The sequence below is a fragment of the Bacillus massiliigorillae genome (genome assembly GCF_000380245.2).
GTDB lineage: Bacteria > Bacillota > Bacilli > Bacillales > DSM-1321 > Bacillus_AD > Bacillus_AD massiliigorillae.
The window spans coordinates 181,347-198,011 of record NZ_HG428745.1; the positions used below are offsets into that span (position 1 = coordinate 181,347).

General features: G+C 34.9%; 15 protein-coding genes, 1 pseudogene and 2 riboswitches. Of the genes and pseudogenes, 4 read left to right on the forward strand and 12 right to left on the reverse strand.

The genetic code is table 11. The features are described 5' to 3' along the window. Window positions 1-182 precede the first annotated feature (182 nt). Window positions 183-638, forward strand: coding sequence for a large conductance mechanosensitive channel protein MscL (mscL, locus tag TX86_RS22435; RefSeq protein ID WP_042352338.1), 456 nt, complete (start codon window positions 183-185; stop codon window positions 636-638). A gap of 145 nt (window positions 639-783) precedes the next feature. Here mscL and TX86_RS22440 read toward each other — a convergent pair whose 3' ends face one another. From TX86_RS22440 to TX86_RS27660, 6 genes and pseudogenes are all read right to left on the reverse strand, one after another. After that, the gene (locus TX86_RS22440) at window positions 784-2,292 is read right to left on the reverse strand and encodes an N-acetylmuramoyl-L-alanine amidase family protein (protein ID WP_042352339.1); all 1,509 of its coding nucleotides are present in this window, start codon (window positions 2,290-2,292) and stop codon (window positions 784-786) included. A gap of 421 nt (window positions 2,293-2,713) precedes the next feature. Continuing rightward, on the reverse strand, window positions 2,714-3,862 hold the full coding sequence (gene kdpDN / locus TX86_RS22445; RefSeq protein ID WP_042352340.1) for a KdpD-like non-kinase potassium sensor: 1,149 nt from the start codon (window positions 3,860-3,862) through the stop codon (window positions 2,714-2,716). A 62-nt stretch (window positions 3,863-3,924) separates the two neighbouring features. Next, complete coding sequence (gene kdpC, locus TX86_RS22450) at window positions 3,925-4,506, reverse strand: potassium-transporting ATPase subunit KdpC (RefSeq protein WP_042352471.1); 582 nt, start codon at window positions 4,504-4,506, stop codon at window positions 3,925-3,927. Window positions 4,507-4,541: 35 nt separating this feature from the next. Next, window positions 4,542-6,527: pseudogene (gene kdpB, locus TX86_RS22455) on the reverse strand (potassium-transporting ATPase subunit KdpB); the annotation flags it as partial. 153 nt (window positions 6,528-6,680) lie between these two features. Beyond that, a complete protein-coding gene (kdpA, locus tag TX86_RS22460) occupies window positions 6,681-8,348 on the reverse strand; it encodes a potassium-transporting ATPase subunit KdpA (protein WP_042352473.1) in 1,668 nt (555 codons plus the stop codon). Between the two features lie 27 nt (window positions 8,349-8,375). Next, window positions 8,376-8,492, reverse strand: coding sequence for a potassium-transporting ATPase subunit F (locus TX86_RS27660; protein WP_081707806.1), 117 nt, complete (start codon window positions 8,490-8,492; stop codon window positions 8,376-8,378). Window positions 8,493-8,963: 471 nt separating this feature from the next. Next, a riboswitch (cyclic di-AMP (ydaO/yuaA leader) is annotated at window positions 8,964-9,105 on the reverse strand. Between the two features lie 260 nt (window positions 9,106-9,365). Between TX86_RS27660 and TX86_RS22465 the strand changes: the two genes are divergently transcribed. Further along, a complete protein-coding gene (locus TX86_RS22465; protein WP_154663210.1) occupies window positions 9,366-9,737 on the forward strand; it encodes a Na-translocating system protein MpsC family protein in 372 nt (123 codons plus the stop codon). 358 nt (window positions 9,738-10,095) lie between these two features. Here the strand turns inward: TX86_RS22465 and argF are convergent, their stop codons facing one another. From argF to TX86_RS22480, 3 genes are all read right to left on the reverse strand, one after another. Then, the gene (argF, locus tag TX86_RS22470; RefSeq protein ID WP_042352345.1) at window positions 10,096-11,112 is read right to left on the reverse strand and encodes an ornithine carbamoyltransferase; all 1,017 of its coding nucleotides are present in this window, start codon (window positions 11,110-11,112) and stop codon (window positions 10,096-10,098) included. Between the two features lie 60 nt (window positions 11,113-11,172). Then, window positions 11,173-12,585: a basic amino acid/polyamine antiporter gene (locus TX86_RS22475; RefSeq protein WP_042352347.1), complete on the reverse strand. Its 1,413-nt coding sequence runs from the start codon at window positions 12,583-12,585 to the stop codon at window positions 11,173-11,175. Window positions 12,586-12,744: 159 nt separating this feature from the next. Beyond that, window positions 12,745-13,512: a dimethylarginine dimethylaminohydrolase family protein gene (locus TX86_RS22480; RefSeq protein WP_042352350.1), complete on the reverse strand. Its 768-nt coding sequence runs from the start codon at window positions 13,510-13,512 to the stop codon at window positions 12,745-12,747. Window positions 13,513-13,672: 160 nt separating this feature from the next. Between TX86_RS22480 and TX86_RS22485 the strand changes: the two genes are divergently transcribed. Then, window positions 13,673-14,320 (forward strand): GntR family transcriptional regulator, encoded by a 648-nt coding sequence (locus tag TX86_RS22485; RefSeq protein WP_042352352.1) that lies wholly within the window; start codon window positions 13,673-13,675, stop codon window positions 14,318-14,320. A 323-nt stretch (window positions 14,321-14,643) separates the two neighbouring features. On the opposite strand, the gene TX86_RS22490 is transcribed toward TX86_RS22485, so the two are convergent. The 3 genes from TX86_RS22490 to TX86_RS22500 all read right to left on the reverse strand — a co-directional run bounded on the left by TX86_RS22490 (window position 14,644) and on the right by TX86_RS22500 (window position 15,825). After that, the gene (locus TX86_RS22490) at window positions 14,644-14,958 is read right to left on the reverse strand and encodes a DMT family transporter (RefSeq protein ID WP_042352354.1); all 315 of its coding nucleotides are present in this window, start codon (window positions 14,956-14,958) and stop codon (window positions 14,644-14,646) included. Then, entirely contained in the window at window positions 14,958-15,293 is a 336-nt protein-coding gene (locus tag TX86_RS22495; RefSeq protein WP_042352356.1) for a DMT family transporter, read from the reverse strand. Before TX86_RS22495 ends, TX86_RS22490 begins: the two co-directional genes overlap by 1 nt. A gap of 62 nt (window positions 15,294-15,355) precedes the next feature. Beyond that, window positions 15,356-15,454: riboswitch (guanidine-I (ykkC/yxkD leader) on the reverse strand. Window positions 15,455-15,510: 56 nt separating this feature from the next. Beyond that, complete coding sequence (locus TX86_RS22500; RefSeq protein ID WP_042352358.1) at window positions 15,511-15,825, reverse strand: hypothetical protein; 315 nt, start codon at window positions 15,823-15,825, stop codon at window positions 15,511-15,513. Window positions 15,826-15,994: 169 nt separating this feature from the next. On the opposite strand from TX86_RS22500, the gene TX86_RS25970 reads away from it, so the two are divergent. Continuing rightward, on the forward strand, window positions 15,995-16,558 hold the full coding sequence (locus tag TX86_RS25970; protein WP_052343849.1) for a TetR/AcrR family transcriptional regulator: 564 nt from the start codon (window positions 15,995-15,997) through the stop codon (window positions 16,556-16,558). The last annotated feature ends 107 nt before the right edge of the window (window positions 16,559-16,665 follow it).

Sequence of the window (16,665 nt, forward strand, 5' to 3'; positions counted from 1 at the left end):
GTTTAATCAATATTCAACTGGTTTTATTAATTTTTGTTCTAAATCAAAAAATATACAGATAGAATTGCTTTTTCAATCCAGCATGGTATTTTCCACTATTAGCAATAAGCAAAATAATAAAAATTACCTCTTTATATATGTTTAAATATAATAAAACAATATAAAGAAAGAGGCGAATATAATTGTTAAAGGAGTTTCGAAACTTTATTGCCCGTGGTAACGTCATTGATTTGGCAGTTGGGGTTATTATTGGTGGAGCATTCGGAAAAATTATCACATCATTAGTAGAAGACGTTATTATGCCGCCAATTGGTTTACTAATTGGAAAAGTTGACTTCACAGAGCTATACATTAATCTTTCAGGTAAAGACTATAATTCATTAGCAGAAGCAAAAACAGCTGGAGCCGCTACCATTAATTATGGACTATTTTTAAATAATGTTATTAACTTCTTAATCATTGCTTTCTGTATTTTCATCGTCATAAGACAAATCAATAAACTGTCAAGAAAAAAAGAAGACGCACCCAAAACAACAAAAGAATGCCCTGCATGTTTGTCAGAGATACCACTTAAAGCATCCCGTTGCCCTGCATGTACCTCATATGTAGAAAACGGTGAACAAAAAGCTACTTCATAACTTAAAGAAAAGTTGTAAAATTGCTAATCAAAACATCAATAAAAAGAGTAAGAGAGTCAATCATTTCGATTGACTCTCTTACTCTTTTTTCCCGTTCAACTAATGCATGGTGATGAATAAAACGCCCACCAAGCAAAGTTTCACTTTATTGATTAAAGTAATTCGTTACACCTTGCACAATTCCTCTAGCTACCTTTTGACGATAGCTTGCTGTGCTTATAATGCTTTCTTCTGTAGGGTTCGATAAAAATCCTAATTCAACTAAAACAGAAGGCTTACTATTTTCTCTACTTACATGAAAATCTCCAAAATGAACACCTGCATTATGTAAGTTTGTATTTTTTACTAGCTCATTTTGAATACTATTAGCAAGCATTCGATCCTTTGATGGTGAATAATAAAATGACATAATTCCACTACTTGTTTTTAAAGCCGAATTATAATGAAAACTAATAAATGCATCAGCATTTGAAGCATGACTTACCCTAACTCTTTCTTCTAAGGCAATATACGCATCCTGATTTCTTGTAAAAATAACATTTGCACCTGCTGCTTGTAATAAACTTGCTGTTTCCATCACTGTTGCTAACGTTAAATCTTTTTCCAAATAAGTAGCACCAATTTTACCTGGGTCTCTACCACCATGCCCAGCATCTAATACAATCGTTTTACCTTGAATACCTCTTGAATGACTTACTGTCGTTTGTTGTGTACCATTGCTAGTATTAGTAGTAGAATTCGTTCCAGTAGTCAACCAACTCGCTACCCATGCAGCTGAACCATTTGGTAATTGTACTTGTATCCAATCACCACTTGAGCCAATGACTTTATATGTGGAACCTGCTTGTCCAAGTAGTACGGATTGATGTTGTGTGCTTGGTCCTGTCCTTAAATTTGCATTCGAGCGAAGGACTATGTTTCCTTGATTAGATGAATGGGAATTCTCTTGTGTAGTATTAGTCGAAGAAGCTAAATATTGATTAGCCACCCAACCTTGTCCATTTGAAAACTGGACCTTTGACCACTCACCAACCTCTTGCAAAACAGTTACTTGATCATTTTGTTTTAAAACTTGAACAATAGTACTATTAGTAGATGACTTTGAACGGACATTTAATGTAGAGGATTTAACATACTTTATCCCTCCTACATAGTTACTATCTCTAGAGGGTGTTGAATCCTCCTTACTACCTTGTAAAGAAATATAATCTTTTGAAACCCATCCATTAATATAACCAGATTGAATATAATACCAGCCTTGACTTTCAGAAATAATTGTTACTTGTGTTCCTTTATTTAATGAACCTATCTTTGTACTTGTATCACTCGCTTTACTACGTATATTGAGTGACGATCCTGTTGTGTAGCCTTTAAGATGCTTGAATCGTAAATATTCTGAAGAAACCCAACCAATTGTTGAGCCAAACTCAATCTTACTCCATCCATTTTGCGTTCCTAGTATTTGTACTTGCTGATTTTGTTGCAATACCCCCACTATAGAAGCGTTTGTACTCGGGGTTGAACGTACACGTAGTGTATCTGCGCTTACGTTCGCAAATTGATAAGTGTCAGCACTAGATGAAATTGGTTGCCAAAACCATAAGGAACAAAACATAACTATACTAATTACGGATAATACTATCTGTCTTCGCATTTGTTCACCCCTTCTAATAATTTAAAACTATTATCTCTAGTAATTTCATTCAAAATGGCTTAGATGAGAGATTATTACTACATATATCGTACATCATTTCAATATTTTAATATAATCATTAAAAGAAAAATGATGAAATAATGTCAATATTTTTGAATATTTTAACAATAAATCATTAATTTTCCTATTAAAAGAGTATTTAGACCCACTTCTTTCGGCGTTCTTCCGAATGAAATTACTATGCTGATATGTTTTCAATTCAAACTTTATACTACCCAAATTGACTATCACTCTAACACACTTTTATATTATTCTATAAATCTATTAAGAAATTATTTTAATATCTTCAAAAACCCAAAACCTCTTTTTACACACCAAAAAAGCTGTCAATAAAAAACTCCTGGACAGCTTTTTTCCTATATTATGCTCTTCCATCCGAAACAATCATTATATCAGTATTTCGAAGATGCCTCATAATGATATTAACAATACTTCCTTTCGTAATTTCTTCCCAACGTGTTCGGGCAGATTGCCCCATTACTATTTGGGTAATTCTCTTTTTTTTAGCTACTTCTACAATTATATTAGCAGGTTTTTTCTTTCCTTTTTCTTCTATTATAAAATGTGCATTACACTCAGCAGCTAATTCTTTCCAAAGTTTTATTTTTTGTTTTTTTTCCTCTGAATATGAACCTTCACTTTCAGAGGAAATATTCAATATATATAATTCCGCTTTTAACCGTTTCGCAACTCGTGCTCCTCGTCTAATCAAACGTTCAGCAGTTGGACCGTACTGAACACAAACAAGAATGCGATCATATACACCAATCGGTCCATCTATATCATTATCATTTGATTCAATTTTTTCATCTACTTCATTTGCCGCTTCTCGAAGTAACAATTCCCTTAAAGCAGATAAATTATTTATGGTGAAAAAATTTTGTAACGACTGCTCTATTTTATCGGATTTATATATTTTCCCTTCTAATAGACGTTTCTGTAATGTTTCTGGACTTGCATCAATTACCTGAAGTTCATCTGCTTTTTGAATGAAAAAGTCCGGTACTCTTTCTCTGACAGCTACTCCTGTAATTTGCTTAACAATATCATTCACACTTGCAATATGTTGAATATTTACTGCACACCATACTGTAATACCCGCTTCTAAAAGCTCTTCTACATCTTGAAATCTTTTTCTCCATTTACTTCCCGGTATATTCGTATGAGCTAATTCATCAATTAAGACAATCTCAGGATTTCTTTTCAAAATAGCAGGTACATTCACTTCTGTAAAATGGCGGTTTTTATATGTAATTTCTGCAAGAGGCACACATTCTAAGTCTTGCACTTGCGCTTCTGTTTCTTTCCTTCCATGAGATTCTATATACCCTATAACAATATCTTTTCCTTCTAGTCTTGCCTCATGCGCATCTTGAAGCATCTTAAATGTTTTACCTACTCCGGGAGCCGCTCCAATATAAATTTTTAATTTTCCTTTTGAACTTTCATAAATTTCTCCTAACAGTTCCACAGGTGTTTTTCTTCTGAAATACGGATGTTCTTCAGCCATACTTCTTCCTCCCTCATCACAAAGCATACCCTAACGATATATAGGTTAGGGTCGCATTTCATTTATTCATATAGTTTCTGAAGGCTTATATTTAACTCTAAAACATTTATTTTCTCTTGACCAAAAAGACCGAGTGCCTTACCTTCTGTATGCTCTTTAATTAACGATTTTAATTTTTCTTTAGATATGCCACCTTTTTCAGCGATTCGATCCACTTGAACATACGCTGCCTTTGGACTAATATGCGGGTCTAATCCTGATCCTGAATTCGTTAATAAATCGATGGGCACCTCTTCAATTGGTATAGTAGGATTTTCTTTCTTCCAATTCACTATCGATTCTTCTAATCGTTTATGATAATCCTTATTAGAAGGTGCATAATTATTAGAACCTGATCCATTCGCATTGTTCTCGATACTTGAAATTCTTCCATGAAAATATTTTGGGTCAGAAAAGTTTTGTCCTATCAACTCCGAACCTATCACTTCATGATGAGCATTATAAACTAAACTACCATCAGCTTTTTTCTGCATAAAAGCTTGCGCAACTCCAGTTGAAACTAACGGATAAATCAAACCACAAATCAACATGAATACTAAACTAATTCTGATTACAGGGCTAACGATGCTTTTCAGCTCTTTCATGAGCATTCAAACCTCTTTCTTTATTAGATTGGCTTTTACATGAATAATCCTAACAACAAATCAATGAGTTTAATTCCAATGAACGGTGCAATGACCCCACCTAACCCATAAATGCCTAAATTTCTTTTTAATAAAGTATTTGCACTCATCGGCTTATACGCAATTCCTCTCATTGCTAAAGGAATAAGCAATGGTATGATAATCGCATTAAAGATTAATGCTGATAAAATAGCTGATTCCGATGAATGTAAGCCCATTACATTGAGCGTGTCCATTTCAGGTATCGCAACCATAAACATCGCTGGGATGATTGCGAAATATTTAGCAACATCGTTTGCGATACTAAAGGTTGTTAAAGCACCACGCGTCATTAACAGTTGCTTTCCTATTTCTACTACTTCAATGATTTTCGTTGGATTAGAATCTAAATCAACCATATTAGCCGCTTCTTTTGCTGCTGTTGTACCAGAATTCATCGCCAATCCAACATCTGCTTGAGCAAGCGCTGGAGCATCATTCGTTCCATCACCCGTCATTGCCACAAGTTTACCCTGACTTTGTTCATAGCGAATAACATCGATTTTATCCTCAGGCTTACATTCTGCAATAAACTCATCTACGCCAGCCTCTTTCGCAATCGTAGCTGCTGTTAACGGATTATCTCCCGTACACATAACGGTTTTAATCCCCATTTGACGTAGTTTTTCAAATCTTTCTCTCATACCCGGTTTAACCGTATCCTTTAAATAAATTAAACCGATAATTTGATAGTTCACAGCAACAGCTAATGGTGTGCCACCTTTTTTCGCAATTATATTCGCTTTTTCATCTAAATCTTGCGGAACAAAGCCACCTTGTCCTTGTACCCACGTCTTAATAGCATCTACAGCACCTTTACGAACCTTCCGACCATCAGGAAAATCTAACCCACTCATTCTTGTTTCAGCTTTAAACGGAATAATCTCTGCGCCATCAATCAATGATTCTTTCACAACTGTTCCCATTGTTTTCGCTAATTCAATAACAGATTTCCCTTCTGGTGTATCATCTTGTAAAGATGTAACTACACTATAGTGTTGAACTTCCTGGTCAGTCGAGTCACCAATGGGAATGAATTCGCTCGCCATCCGATTACCAAATGTGATGGTACCCGTTTTATCAAGAATAATCGTATGAATATCTCCAGAAGCTTCTACTGCTTTACCAGACATAGCGATTACATTGAATTGCGTTACACGATCCATTCCTGCAATACCGATTGCTGAAAGTAAGCCCCCAATTGTAGTCGGTATTAAACAAACTAATAAAGCAATTAAAACCGGCACATCTATCGTAAATCCTAAATATTTCGTAAAGAACGGCAGAGCCATAACCACAATCATAAAAATGAGCGTTAAACTTGTTAATACCGTATTCAATGCGATTTCATTCGGCGTTTTTTTACGTTCAGCACCCTCTACTAAAGAAATCATACGGTCTAAGAATGACTCACCAGGATCACTTGTAATCTTCACCGTAATACAATCGCTGACCACCTTCGTTCCTCCTGTTACCGAACAGAAGTCGCCTCCGCTTTCTTTAATAACAGGTGCGGACTCACCCGTAATAGCTGATTCATCAATGGAAGCTAACCCTTTAATGATTTCACCATCTCCAGGAATAAACTCCCCCTCAGAAGCGATGACAATATCTCCTTTTTTCAAGGTTGCAGATGATACCGTTACAACCTTCTCACCTTTTAAGAGATTAGCAGGTATATCTTTCTTCGATTGCTTTAATGAATCGGCTTGTGCTTTTCCTCGTCCCTCCGCCAATGATTCTGCAAAGTTGGCAAATAAAATAGTGAGCAATAAAATAATTGAAACCGTAATGTTAAACCAAACCTCTGACCCACTATCTCCAAATAAATTTGGAGCAAATGATAAAATCAACGTTACAATAAAGCCTACTTCCACGACAAACATGATTGGATTTTTAATCATAATTGCCGGATTTAATTTTATAAACGCTTGTTTAATAGCATCCTTTATTAATAGACTTTGTGAAGAGTGAGGTTGGTCGAAGAGTGTGTCACCTTCCGCATCCTCATTTACTTTATTTTTCACTTTTATACTTACACCGTGTTTTGACTGTTCTTTAACGGCTGGTTTTCCCATCGTATTCCATCCTCCATCTTATAAAGTTAAAAGTTCCGCGACCGGTCCTAAAACCAATGTTGGGAAGAACGTTAAGGCACCTACAATAATGATGGAGCCTAATAAGATTCCTCCAAATAACGATGTATCTGTGCGAAACGTACCTACCGTTTCAGGTACTAGTCTTTTACTAGCCAATGAACCAGCAACAGCAATCATCGCAATAATGCTAAAGCATCTACCAAAGAACATGACAATTCCAGTTGAAATATTCCAAAATGGCGTTGCGTCAGCCAACCCTTCAAAGCCCGAACCATTATTCGCAGCTGAAGAAGTAAATTCATACACAATTTGTGTAAGGCCATGAAACCCTGGATTCGAAATACTATCCGACCCAAGCGGAGTCCAAAGAGCAATCGCTGAAGCACCTAATATTAATAACGGATGAATGAGAAGCGTAAGAGCAATGATTTTCATTTCTCTACCTTCTATTTTCTTACCTAGAAATTCTGGTGTTCTTCCTACCATAAGTCCTGATAAAAATACCGCGATGATACAGTACATCAATACGTTAATAAAACCTGCACCAACGCCGCCGAAGATTGTATTGAGCATCATGTTCATCAATGGAATCATGCCACCAATTGGCGTTAATGTATCATGCATCGTATTGACAGCACCTGTTTCCGCAGCTGTTGTAACAACAGAGTAAAACGCTGAATCCCCAACACCAAATCGCACTTCTTTTCCTTCCATACTTCCTTGATTTGCTTGTAACCCCATTTCACCAAGGACTGGATTTCCATTGAATTCAGAAGTAAGTGAAGTACTCAACATAATGACAAACATAACCGCCATAACTGTAAATAAAATTCGTCCTTGTTTTCGATTGCCTACCATTTTGCCGTATGCGAAAGGCAGTGCCGTTGGTAGCAGTAACATAAGCCAAATTTGTAAAAAGTTACTCATTGCATTCGGATTTTCAAAAGGATGCGCTGAATTTGCGCCAAAGAATCCACCACCGTTATTACCAACCTCTTTAATAGCTAAAAATGCCGCTACTGGACCTCTAGCAATCTCTTGTTCCTCTCCACTAACCGTATGTGCCGTCACAGTGGGCTCTAAAGTTTGTGGAACACCTAACGCTACAAAGATTAATCCCGCAATAAAAGCAATCGGTAAAAATACACGAGTGATACTTCTTGTTAAATCCACGAAGAAGTTGCCAAGACCTTTACCAGCTAATCCTCGAATAATCGCCATTACGGATGCAAGAGCCGTAGCAGGTGAAACGAACATTAAGAAAACAATCGCAACCATTTGAGATAAATAAGACAAGCCTGACTCTCCGCTATAATGCTGTAAATTCGTATTTGCCATAAAGCTGATAGCTGTATTAAAAGCCAATGTTGGCTCCATTCCTGCAATATGGTTTGGATTTAAAGGCAACACACCTTGTAATCGAAAAACCAAATACGTCAGAAATACTGTACAAACATTTACGAGTAAAAAAGATAACGCATATAACTTCCAGCTTTGGTTTTCTTGTTTCACTCCCGTCACTTTATATATAAGATTTTCAAATCCTCCAAAAAAGCGATCTATTTTTGTTTTGTTATAATCAAAAGCGTTTGCTAAATAAATACCAGTTGGTTTTATCATGATGCCTATAATAAGCAAAGCAATAATAATGGAAACGATACTCATGACCAAGCCGTCCATCCTCCTATATGATTAGAATTTTTCTGGATTACATAACGCATATAATAAATACAAAGAAACACAACAACCTAGAGCAAATAAAATAACGCCCATATTACTCACTTCCTTTTTCAATTTCAGAAGAAGCATATTTAATAAATCCCACCATTAACGATGTCGAGAGAATGATGATTCCAATCATAAGAACATCCAACATTTTTTTTCGCCTCCAGCATTTTGAATTCAAACTACACGTAAAACTTTTTCAAAGTAATTGCTTATATGAAGTTCAGCTAAGCCATCCTCCTTTTATGCCAAACAAAAAAGACCAATGCATACTTTTCTCCACGTTGAAAATAATCGTACAAGAATAGAAACGAATATAGTCTTAAAAAAGCACATATAATCCGTTCTTCTTTGCACATTCAACTTTAAATTGGAGAAAAAGTAAGCATTGGTCTACTTAACGCCCAGCTAGCGCTAGCTACCTTTGCGTTCCGTCTTCCATTTGCACTTTTTCAATTTATAGGCATAATAAAAAGACCTACAAAATTCGTTCAAATAGCTCCTTTTCTACGAATAATCGCATAAAAAAAGCCCCTTGAATAAGGTGGTCTTTAGGACCTCCTTCGCTTTAGCCGACGAAGTTAGCTGACGGGTAGGATGGCGAAAGAGATTGTCTCTCATCCCTTCTACGCATGTAGAATTAACCCCAAAAGATTGGTTCCTCCGCTCTCGTTACGAGACTAGGCCGAATTAAATTTGAATTCATAATAACGTGGTTAAGAGCATTATGCAAACGAAAAATTTCAGCAAAAAATAACTAAATTTATTCATTTCAGCTTATTTTTCTTATCTTTTCCCTCTAAATCTCATTATTTCATTAAAATTCTCTCTATTTCATTTCTTTCAAAAGTATAAACAAAATGGTACAAATAAATAACAAATTAATGTCATATTGTAAAATTCTCTCTGAAACAAACTATTTAAATATAATTTATATCTAAATGAAGTGAGGAATGGATATTGGCTCTAAACAAAAAAAAGTTAGAAAATGAGTTAAGTGAGGCATTTATAAAGTTACAAAGAGATTTAATCGGGAGAGGACCACAAGAAACAAAAACATATATCGTCAAAGATATGATTATTGTCCGATCAAAAGGTGCTTTAACCGTTGAAGAAAAGCATTTAGTAAAGCATGATAACGGACGAAAACTTGTAAAAAAAGCACGTCAAATTCTACGCGAAATGTATAGTGAAAACTTCGAAGAAATTGTAGAGCGTTACACAGAGTGTCAAGTACTATCGAGTCATAGCGATATTAGTACGAAAACAGGTGAAAGAATTGAAGTATTTATTATTGATAGAGATTTAGAAAAAATGCTCGAAGGTTAAATCTTTGCAAATATAACAAAAATAGAAACTGGGACATAACTAAAATGTCTCACCTTTTAGACAAATAAGCAAAAAATCCGAACTAATATGAAACTCTATTTAGAATTTCATATTGGTTCGGATTTTCTTTGGGCTAAAATGTTTTTGTCACAGCTTCAAATTCTTGTTATTTTATTACTAGCAATTGCTAAAGAAATATTTTTCTTCACTAGTTAAGAAAATATATTGTAATGAGCTGATGCATCTGTTGATAATATCGCATTTCCACCAAGAGCGACGACAGCTTTCCGTTTAATCATCAGATCTTCTCCTTTTTTCTAATGTAAAAAATCAGATCTTCACCATTTGATACTTTTCCTTATACACGGGGAATAAATAAGTTTCCGAGTGTTGCAGCCATAATTGCCTTGATGGAGTGCATGCGATTTTCAGCTTGGTCAAATTGCCGTGCATATTGGCTACGGAATACCTCATCCGTGATTTCCATTTCTTTCACACCGAAACGTTCAGCCATTTGTTTACCATACACCGTTTCTGTATCGTGAAAGGCTGGTAAGCAATGTAAAATGATAAGATTATCATTCTTTGTTTTCTTCACCATATCCATGTTAATTTGGTAAGGCTTCAATAATGTAATACGTTCTTCAAATTTCTCTTCTTCCCCCATCGAAACCCAGACGTCTGTGTAAAGTACATCAGCGCCATCTACACCCTTGGTCACATCGTCAGTAATCATGATTTCTGCACCAGACACTTTAGCATAACCCTCTGCTAATGCAATAATATTTGCTTCTGGGAATAAAGTTTCTGGTGCGACGATTCGCATATTAACTCCTAATATTGCTCCGGTAACAAGTAAAGAGTTAGCAACATTATTACGTCCATCGCCTACGTAAACCATATTAATGCCTTCTAGACGACCAAAATTTTCTTGAACCGTTAGGAAATCCGCAATCATTTGTGTTGGATGCCATTGATCCGTTAATCCATTCCATACAGGTACACTTGAAAATTCAGCCAACTGTTCCACTACCTTTTGGCTAAATCCTCGGAATTCAATACCGTCAAACATCCGCCCTAACACTTTTGCTGTATCTTCAACAGATTCTTTCTTTCCTAATTGAATATCGTCTTTACCAAGATATTCAGGGTGTGCACCAAGATCAATGGCTGCCGTAGTGAAAGCGGCTCTTGTTCGAGTTGAGGTTTTTTCAAACAACAAAGCTATATTTTTGCCTTCTAGATAACGATGAGGAATGCCTCGTTTTTTCAGGTCTTTTAAGTACTCGGAAAAATCAATTAAGTATTGGAGTTCTTCTCTACTAAAATCCTTCTCTGCTAAGAAACTTCTTCCTTGAAAAACTGTTTTTTTCATCCTACATCTCTCCTCTAATCATGTTTGATTTAACAAAGGTCTGTTAATCTATGAAAAAGTCTAAATAATGTTTGCTAATTCAAGTAAGCAAAGGATAAATAAAATACTTAATATTCCTGCTATAAATTTTTCATACGTACGAAAAACTGGTTTTTGATACGATTTTTGTACATATACAAAGATAATTGTACCTGGAAAAAAGAGTACTACAGTCAACAATAAATACCATAACCCCGATGCGTATGCTAGCCATAGCATGTAGACTGTCGAGATAGATCCTAATATGATATTCTTCATAAAATCCGATTCTTTTTTAACCGTAAGTGTATATTTTAATTGGTACAATGCTACACAAGCATAAGGTAACAAAATTGTAGAAGAAGCTAAAGAAGCCATAGCTGTATATGCTTGATCCGTGATTAAGAAGGATAACAAGAACAACTGAACAATCGAATTTGTAATGAGTAACGCATTAACTGGCATTCCTGAAGCATTTTCTTTAAGAAAGACTTTCGGAAAGATGCGATCCTTCCCAGCTTGATAAGACACTTCTTCAGCAAGTAACGTATTTGCCATCCAAGCTCCTAATATAGAAATAATAACGCCAAGATTTACAATCACTGCCCCTGCTTTTCCAATGATTTTTTCTAAAACAAATGCCATTGCGGGTTGATCTAGATTGCTCAATTCTTGTTGTGTCATAATACCATAAGAAAGTACCGTTACCATCATATAGATGAGTGTTACTGCTGCGAATCCTAATAATGTAGCCTTACCTACATCACTACGTTTTTTTGCACGACCAGAAAAAACGACAGCTCCTTCGATTCCAATAAATACCCAAACCGTGATAAGCATCGTTCCCTTTACCTGGTTCAATACGTCATTGAAGTGGAAATTCCCACTCAGCGTTCCCCAAAAATCTTGCGTAAAGACACCTACATTAAAAGCACCAATCACACATACAAGGAAAATGACGATTGGCACAAGCTTCGCAATCATTACAAGGGTATTGATAAAAGCAGCCTTGTCCAGCCCCTGACAGATTATGAAATGTATAGTCCACAAGATTATGGAAGCACCAATAATAGAAGCAACGTTCTGGCCACCTGAAAAAATCGGAATAAAATATCCTATCGCACTAAATAACAATGTTCCAAAGGCAACATTTCCAAGGATGACAGAAATCCAATATCCCCATACGGAATTAAACCCAATATAATTACCAAATCCTGCTTTCGCATAACTAAATATACCTGCATCTAAATCCGGTCGCTTTATATTTAAATTCATTAGGCAAAATGCAAGAGACCCCATACCGATACCTGCCACTAACCAACCTAAGATCGTTGCACCGGCAGAAGCTGTATTTGCCATATCAGACATTAAATTAAATATTCCAGCACCAATAATGGCGCTCATAATAATACCGACTAACGAGAGTAAGTTTAACTTTTTTTCACTTGATTCCATTTGTCTTGTCACTTCCTCGTTTATATAGTCATAATCTATGTAGGATTACATTAAATAAAGCATAGCTCCAGTTCAGTGAAGTACTGAAACTATGCTCTACATTGTCGCTTTCGAATGTACGCTAAAAGATTATTTTCATAAGGATGTTAACCTTATCATTTAGAATCGAAGAGATAGACAACTTAAGCCACCATCGATTTTTCTAAACTCCGAAGTATCAACTACAAGAACTTTATAACCAAGTTCTTCGATTTTCTTTTGAACAGTAGGGTATCCTTCTGGAACCAATACATAATCATTGACCCAAATACAGTTCGCACCATAAGCTTCATCTTCAGGTACGACTATTTTATTAAATTTAGCGAATTCAGGATCATCAATAAATTCACCAGCAACTAATAGATTATTATTTTCTAAATATGCTAGCCCTGTTTTTAAATGAAGAACCTTTTCTAAAGTAACAATGGATCCACTTAATCCATATTTCTCAAGAATAGCAATCATTTGATTTGCTCCTTCTTTGTTTGTACGAGCAGATTCACCTATGTAGAAATGATCTCCAACCATCATAATATCCCCTGCTTCAACAGTTCCAGGAGCTTCAATTTGTTCAATATGCTCATAAAACTTTCCAAGTGCTTCTTTCATATCGGCTAACTGCACTTCTTTTTGTCTCGTTTCTGCACCTGGTCTTGTAATAATGGCACATTTACTAGTACATAACGCAACATCTTCAACAAAACATGAATCAGGGAATGCTTCTTTAGGTTCAAGTACTGTTACTTCAACACCTGTCTTAGTGAGAGCGCTTACATAGTTCTCGTGTTGCATAAGTGCTTTTTCGTAAATAGGCTTTCCTAAGCTAGCACTTGTAATGCCTTCTGAAATACTGCTTGCAGGTACTCTTACAATAACATTTTTAAACATTTTTCATTCCTTCTTCCTATTGTTTTTTGTATTAAATGTTCCTTATGTATACAATATACAATACTAAATTCAGACTTGTCAATTATATTAAAAAAATAATATTTAAAGATTGTATGAGAATTGTTATACTTATAGTAGAAAGTTCAAGAGGAGAATTAGTATGCAAAATTACTCATCGCAAAAACGGAATATTTACAATTTCATTTCGGAAGAAATTAGTAGTGGGAAATTAACAAGAAGTGACAAACTAACAGAGCAATATATCGCTGAAAAACTGAATATAAGTAGAACTCCTGTGAGAGAGGCTTTATTTCAACTTGCTTCGGACGGAATACTAGAACATACTCCAAGAAAAGGTTTTAAAATCAAAAAACTAAGTCAACAAGACGCAAAGAACATTTATCAGTTGATTGGTCTTCTAGATGCAAAAGCCGCCATATTGTCAATTCCTTATTTGGATGAGAATGATTTTTCAAATATGCAATTTCTTATTGACGCCATGAATTCGGCAATAAAAAATAAATTGTATACAAAATACAATGAGCTACAAAGGCAATTTCATGATGTTTATATTTTCAAGTGTCAAAATAAAATTCTTATTGAATCATTAGAGAAATATAAGGACTTTTTTATTGGAAATGAATACTGCAATATCAACTCAAATGAAATCCAGGATTTGCTTTTGAAAACGAACGAAGAGCATCAAAAAATACTAGAGTATTTCAAAGAGAATGATTTGACTGCTTTAAGAGATTATATAGAGAATGTTCATTGGAGTATTGAAAGTGCACAATATGATATATGGTAAAAACACAGTAGTCTTATTCATAAGCTATATAGAGTTCTCAAAATAGAAGTTTACGTTTTACTCTAGCAAATATCTTTCAAAATGATCATTTCTGGGTACTACCAACAAAACGCGGATATTATAAGCTAAACGGGTGCGTTAGTACAACAGTATAAAAACTTGTTGTTGTAAATGCGGTCATTTGTAGTACAAAAGAGGATAGATAGAGCATATTTCATTCTACTCATCTATCCTCTTTTATTTACCCTACATAATGTCTGACATTAAATAAAAATAATGTGTTATTAAGGATTCAAAAAATTGTGCTGACTTTTAATAAAAAATTAAGAAACCAATTTTAAACCAACAGCCGACCCTAATATCATAAAAATAAACAGTATTCGTTTCCAGTTTTTCGGTTCATTATAAAGAAGCATGCCTATGATTGCTCCACCAGAGGCACCAATACCTGTCCAAATTGCATACGCTGTCCCCATTGGCAAATCAAGCATAGCAATGGCTAGAAAAAGAAAGCTTGCTGTAAATGCTAAAAGCATCATCGTGAATGAAGACTTGTTTTTTTGTTCATGAAATCGATTGATCATCATAACACCTGTCATTTCAAACAATCCTGCTAAAATCAAATAAACCCAAGCCATTATGCTCCCTCTCCCTTCTTCTCACCCGTCACTAATTTAAGGCCAACCACACCAGCTAATAAAATAATGATTAAAATCATTTTCACCCAGCTGAATGACTCGCCAAAAAAGAGAATATCTGAACACACCGTTCCTGCGGTTCCTAGCCCTACAAATACAGCATAGACGGTACCTACAGGTAATTCTTTTCCTGCCATAATCATCAAGTAAAAACTAATTGCAATACAAATAATCGTACCTATCCATTCCAAAGTATTGTCAGCATGCTTTAGTCCAATCACCCAAAAAACTTCAAAAAAAGCTGCAATAAAAACCTTCAACCATTCTTTATTCATCTTTTCATTCCTCCTCTAAATAATCACAAACTCAAAAAAGCCCGTGAGAATAGAATCATCTAATCTCCCAGGCTTTTATCCTTCCGTGACATTGTAATAACAATGAGTTTTCTCTCGGACCAGGCTAGCTATGCAGCTACGGAACCCTAGAAAACATTTTTTCTATTGGATTATCATTTATATACAAAATAACACATCTATTACTTAATTAAAATATCTAATTCTTATTCTTATGTACATAAAAATAAATCGTTAAAGGCCACCATAAAACAGCAAAAGTAGGATAAACAAACCAAATAACACTTGGAGAATAATACATATTAATAAATAAAAAGAAAGAAATAATCAATACACTTCCACAAACTGAATAACCAAAATGAATTTTCTTCATATAATTTCGCTTTTCTTTTTTCATTTGGTTAGCAAGAAGCTCTTTACAGTTTGCTTCAAAAGCTTGTTTCTTTACCTTAGTTTCCTCACTATCGGGAAAATCTTTAAACAATTCATCTATTTGATGTTTCAATTCCTGCATATACGTCACCTCGAACTACCACAACTTCCATGAATCTATTAACTACATACTATTATATCAGTTCACAGGAGCCGATATATAACGGATTGTATTTCCAATAGAGTTGATTGTAGGGCAATACAATTCGTGTCATAATGAAACATAATGATGAATGAAAGGATTCATGCAAATGGCACGAAAAAAGAGAATTGAACATCATGAATTAATGGCAGAAACAGAGAAATTACTGTTAGAGAAAGGCTATAATGCTTTTCATTTTCGCTTATTATCCGAAAGACTAGGAGTCGGTAGAAGCACTATCTATGAATACTATGCAAATAAAGATGAGTTAATTATTGCATATATTCATATATTTGCTTTTGAACGTGTCGAAGATTGTAAAAAGATTATGAAAATCAGTGATATCAAAGAAAAAATACGTGAATTTTTACGAATCTTTTTGAAATATTCTCATGTTCAACAAGTGATTACAATGTTAACACAAATGGAAGAGCAATCAAAAGATGCAGAACGAGTGAAACCAGTTCGAGAACTGTCCAGACAAATATACTTATATAGTTTAGAGATCATTAAAGAAGCAAAACAAACCGGCTTGCTACGCAAAGAAGTAGATAATACATTTATTTCCTATATCATGTTCAACTTAATTCAAATACCAAATCTTCGAAAACAATCGGAAGAAGAAAGATTAAACGAAATGATAGATTTCATCCTAAATGGCGTCGGAGCATAAACATTGACGCCTTTTCTTTTTTTATGTGATAATTTTACCAGTTATCTAAAAAGAGGTCTTCATCTTTTTTTTAGAATATCCGACACTACTGTCGGAAAAATTACAAG

Bases quoted from the DNA above. Each gene is read 5' to 3' on its own strand.
- TX86_RS22440 (WP_042352339.1), bottom strand. From the start codon at position 2,292: ATGCGAAGACAGATAGTATTATCCGTAATTAGTATAGTTATGTTTTGT.
- kdpDN (WP_042352340.1), bottom strand. From the start codon at position 3,862: ATGGCTGAAGAACATCCGTATTTCAGAAGAAAAACACCTGTGGAACTG.
- kdpC (WP_042352471.1), bottom strand. From the start codon at position 4,506: ATGAAAGAGCTGAAAAGCATCGTTAGCCCTGTAATCAGAATTAGTTTA.
- kdpA (WP_042352473.1), bottom strand. From the start codon at position 8,348: ATGAGTATCGTTTCCATTATTATTGCTTTGCTTATTATAGGCATCATG.
- TX86_RS27660 (WP_081707806.1), bottom strand. From the start codon at position 8,492: ATGCTTCTTCTGAAATTGAAAAAGGAAGTGAGTAATATGGGCGTTATT.
- argF (WP_042352345.1), bottom strand. From the start codon at position 11,112: ATGAAAAAAACAGTTTTTCAAGGAAGAAGTTTCTTAGCAGAGAAGGAT.
- TX86_RS22475 (WP_042352347.1), bottom strand. From the start codon at position 12,585: ATGGAATCAAGTGAAAAAAAGTTAAACTTACTCTCGTTAGTCGGTATT.
- TX86_RS22480 (WP_042352350.1), bottom strand. From the start codon at position 13,512: ATGTTTAAAAATGTTATTGTAAGAGTACCTGCAAGCAGTATTTCAGAA.
- TX86_RS22485 (WP_042352352.1), top strand. From the start codon at position 13,673: ATGCAAAATTACTCATCGCAAAAACGGAATATTTACAATTTCATTTCG.
- TX86_RS22490 (WP_042352354.1), bottom strand. From the start codon at position 14,958: ATGGCTTGGGTTTATTTGATTTTAGCAGGATTGTTTGAAATGACAGGT.
- TX86_RS22495 (WP_042352356.1), bottom strand. From the start codon at position 15,293: ATGAATAAAGAATGGTTGAAGGTTTTTATTGCAGCTTTTTTTGAAGTT.
- TX86_RS22500 (WP_042352358.1), bottom strand. From the start codon at position 15,825: ATGCAGGAATTGAAACATCAAATAGATGAATTGTTTAAAGATTTTCCC.
- TX86_RS25970 (WP_052343849.1), top strand. From the start codon at position 15,995: ATGGCACGAAAAAAGAGAATTGAACATCATGAATTAATGGCAGAAACA.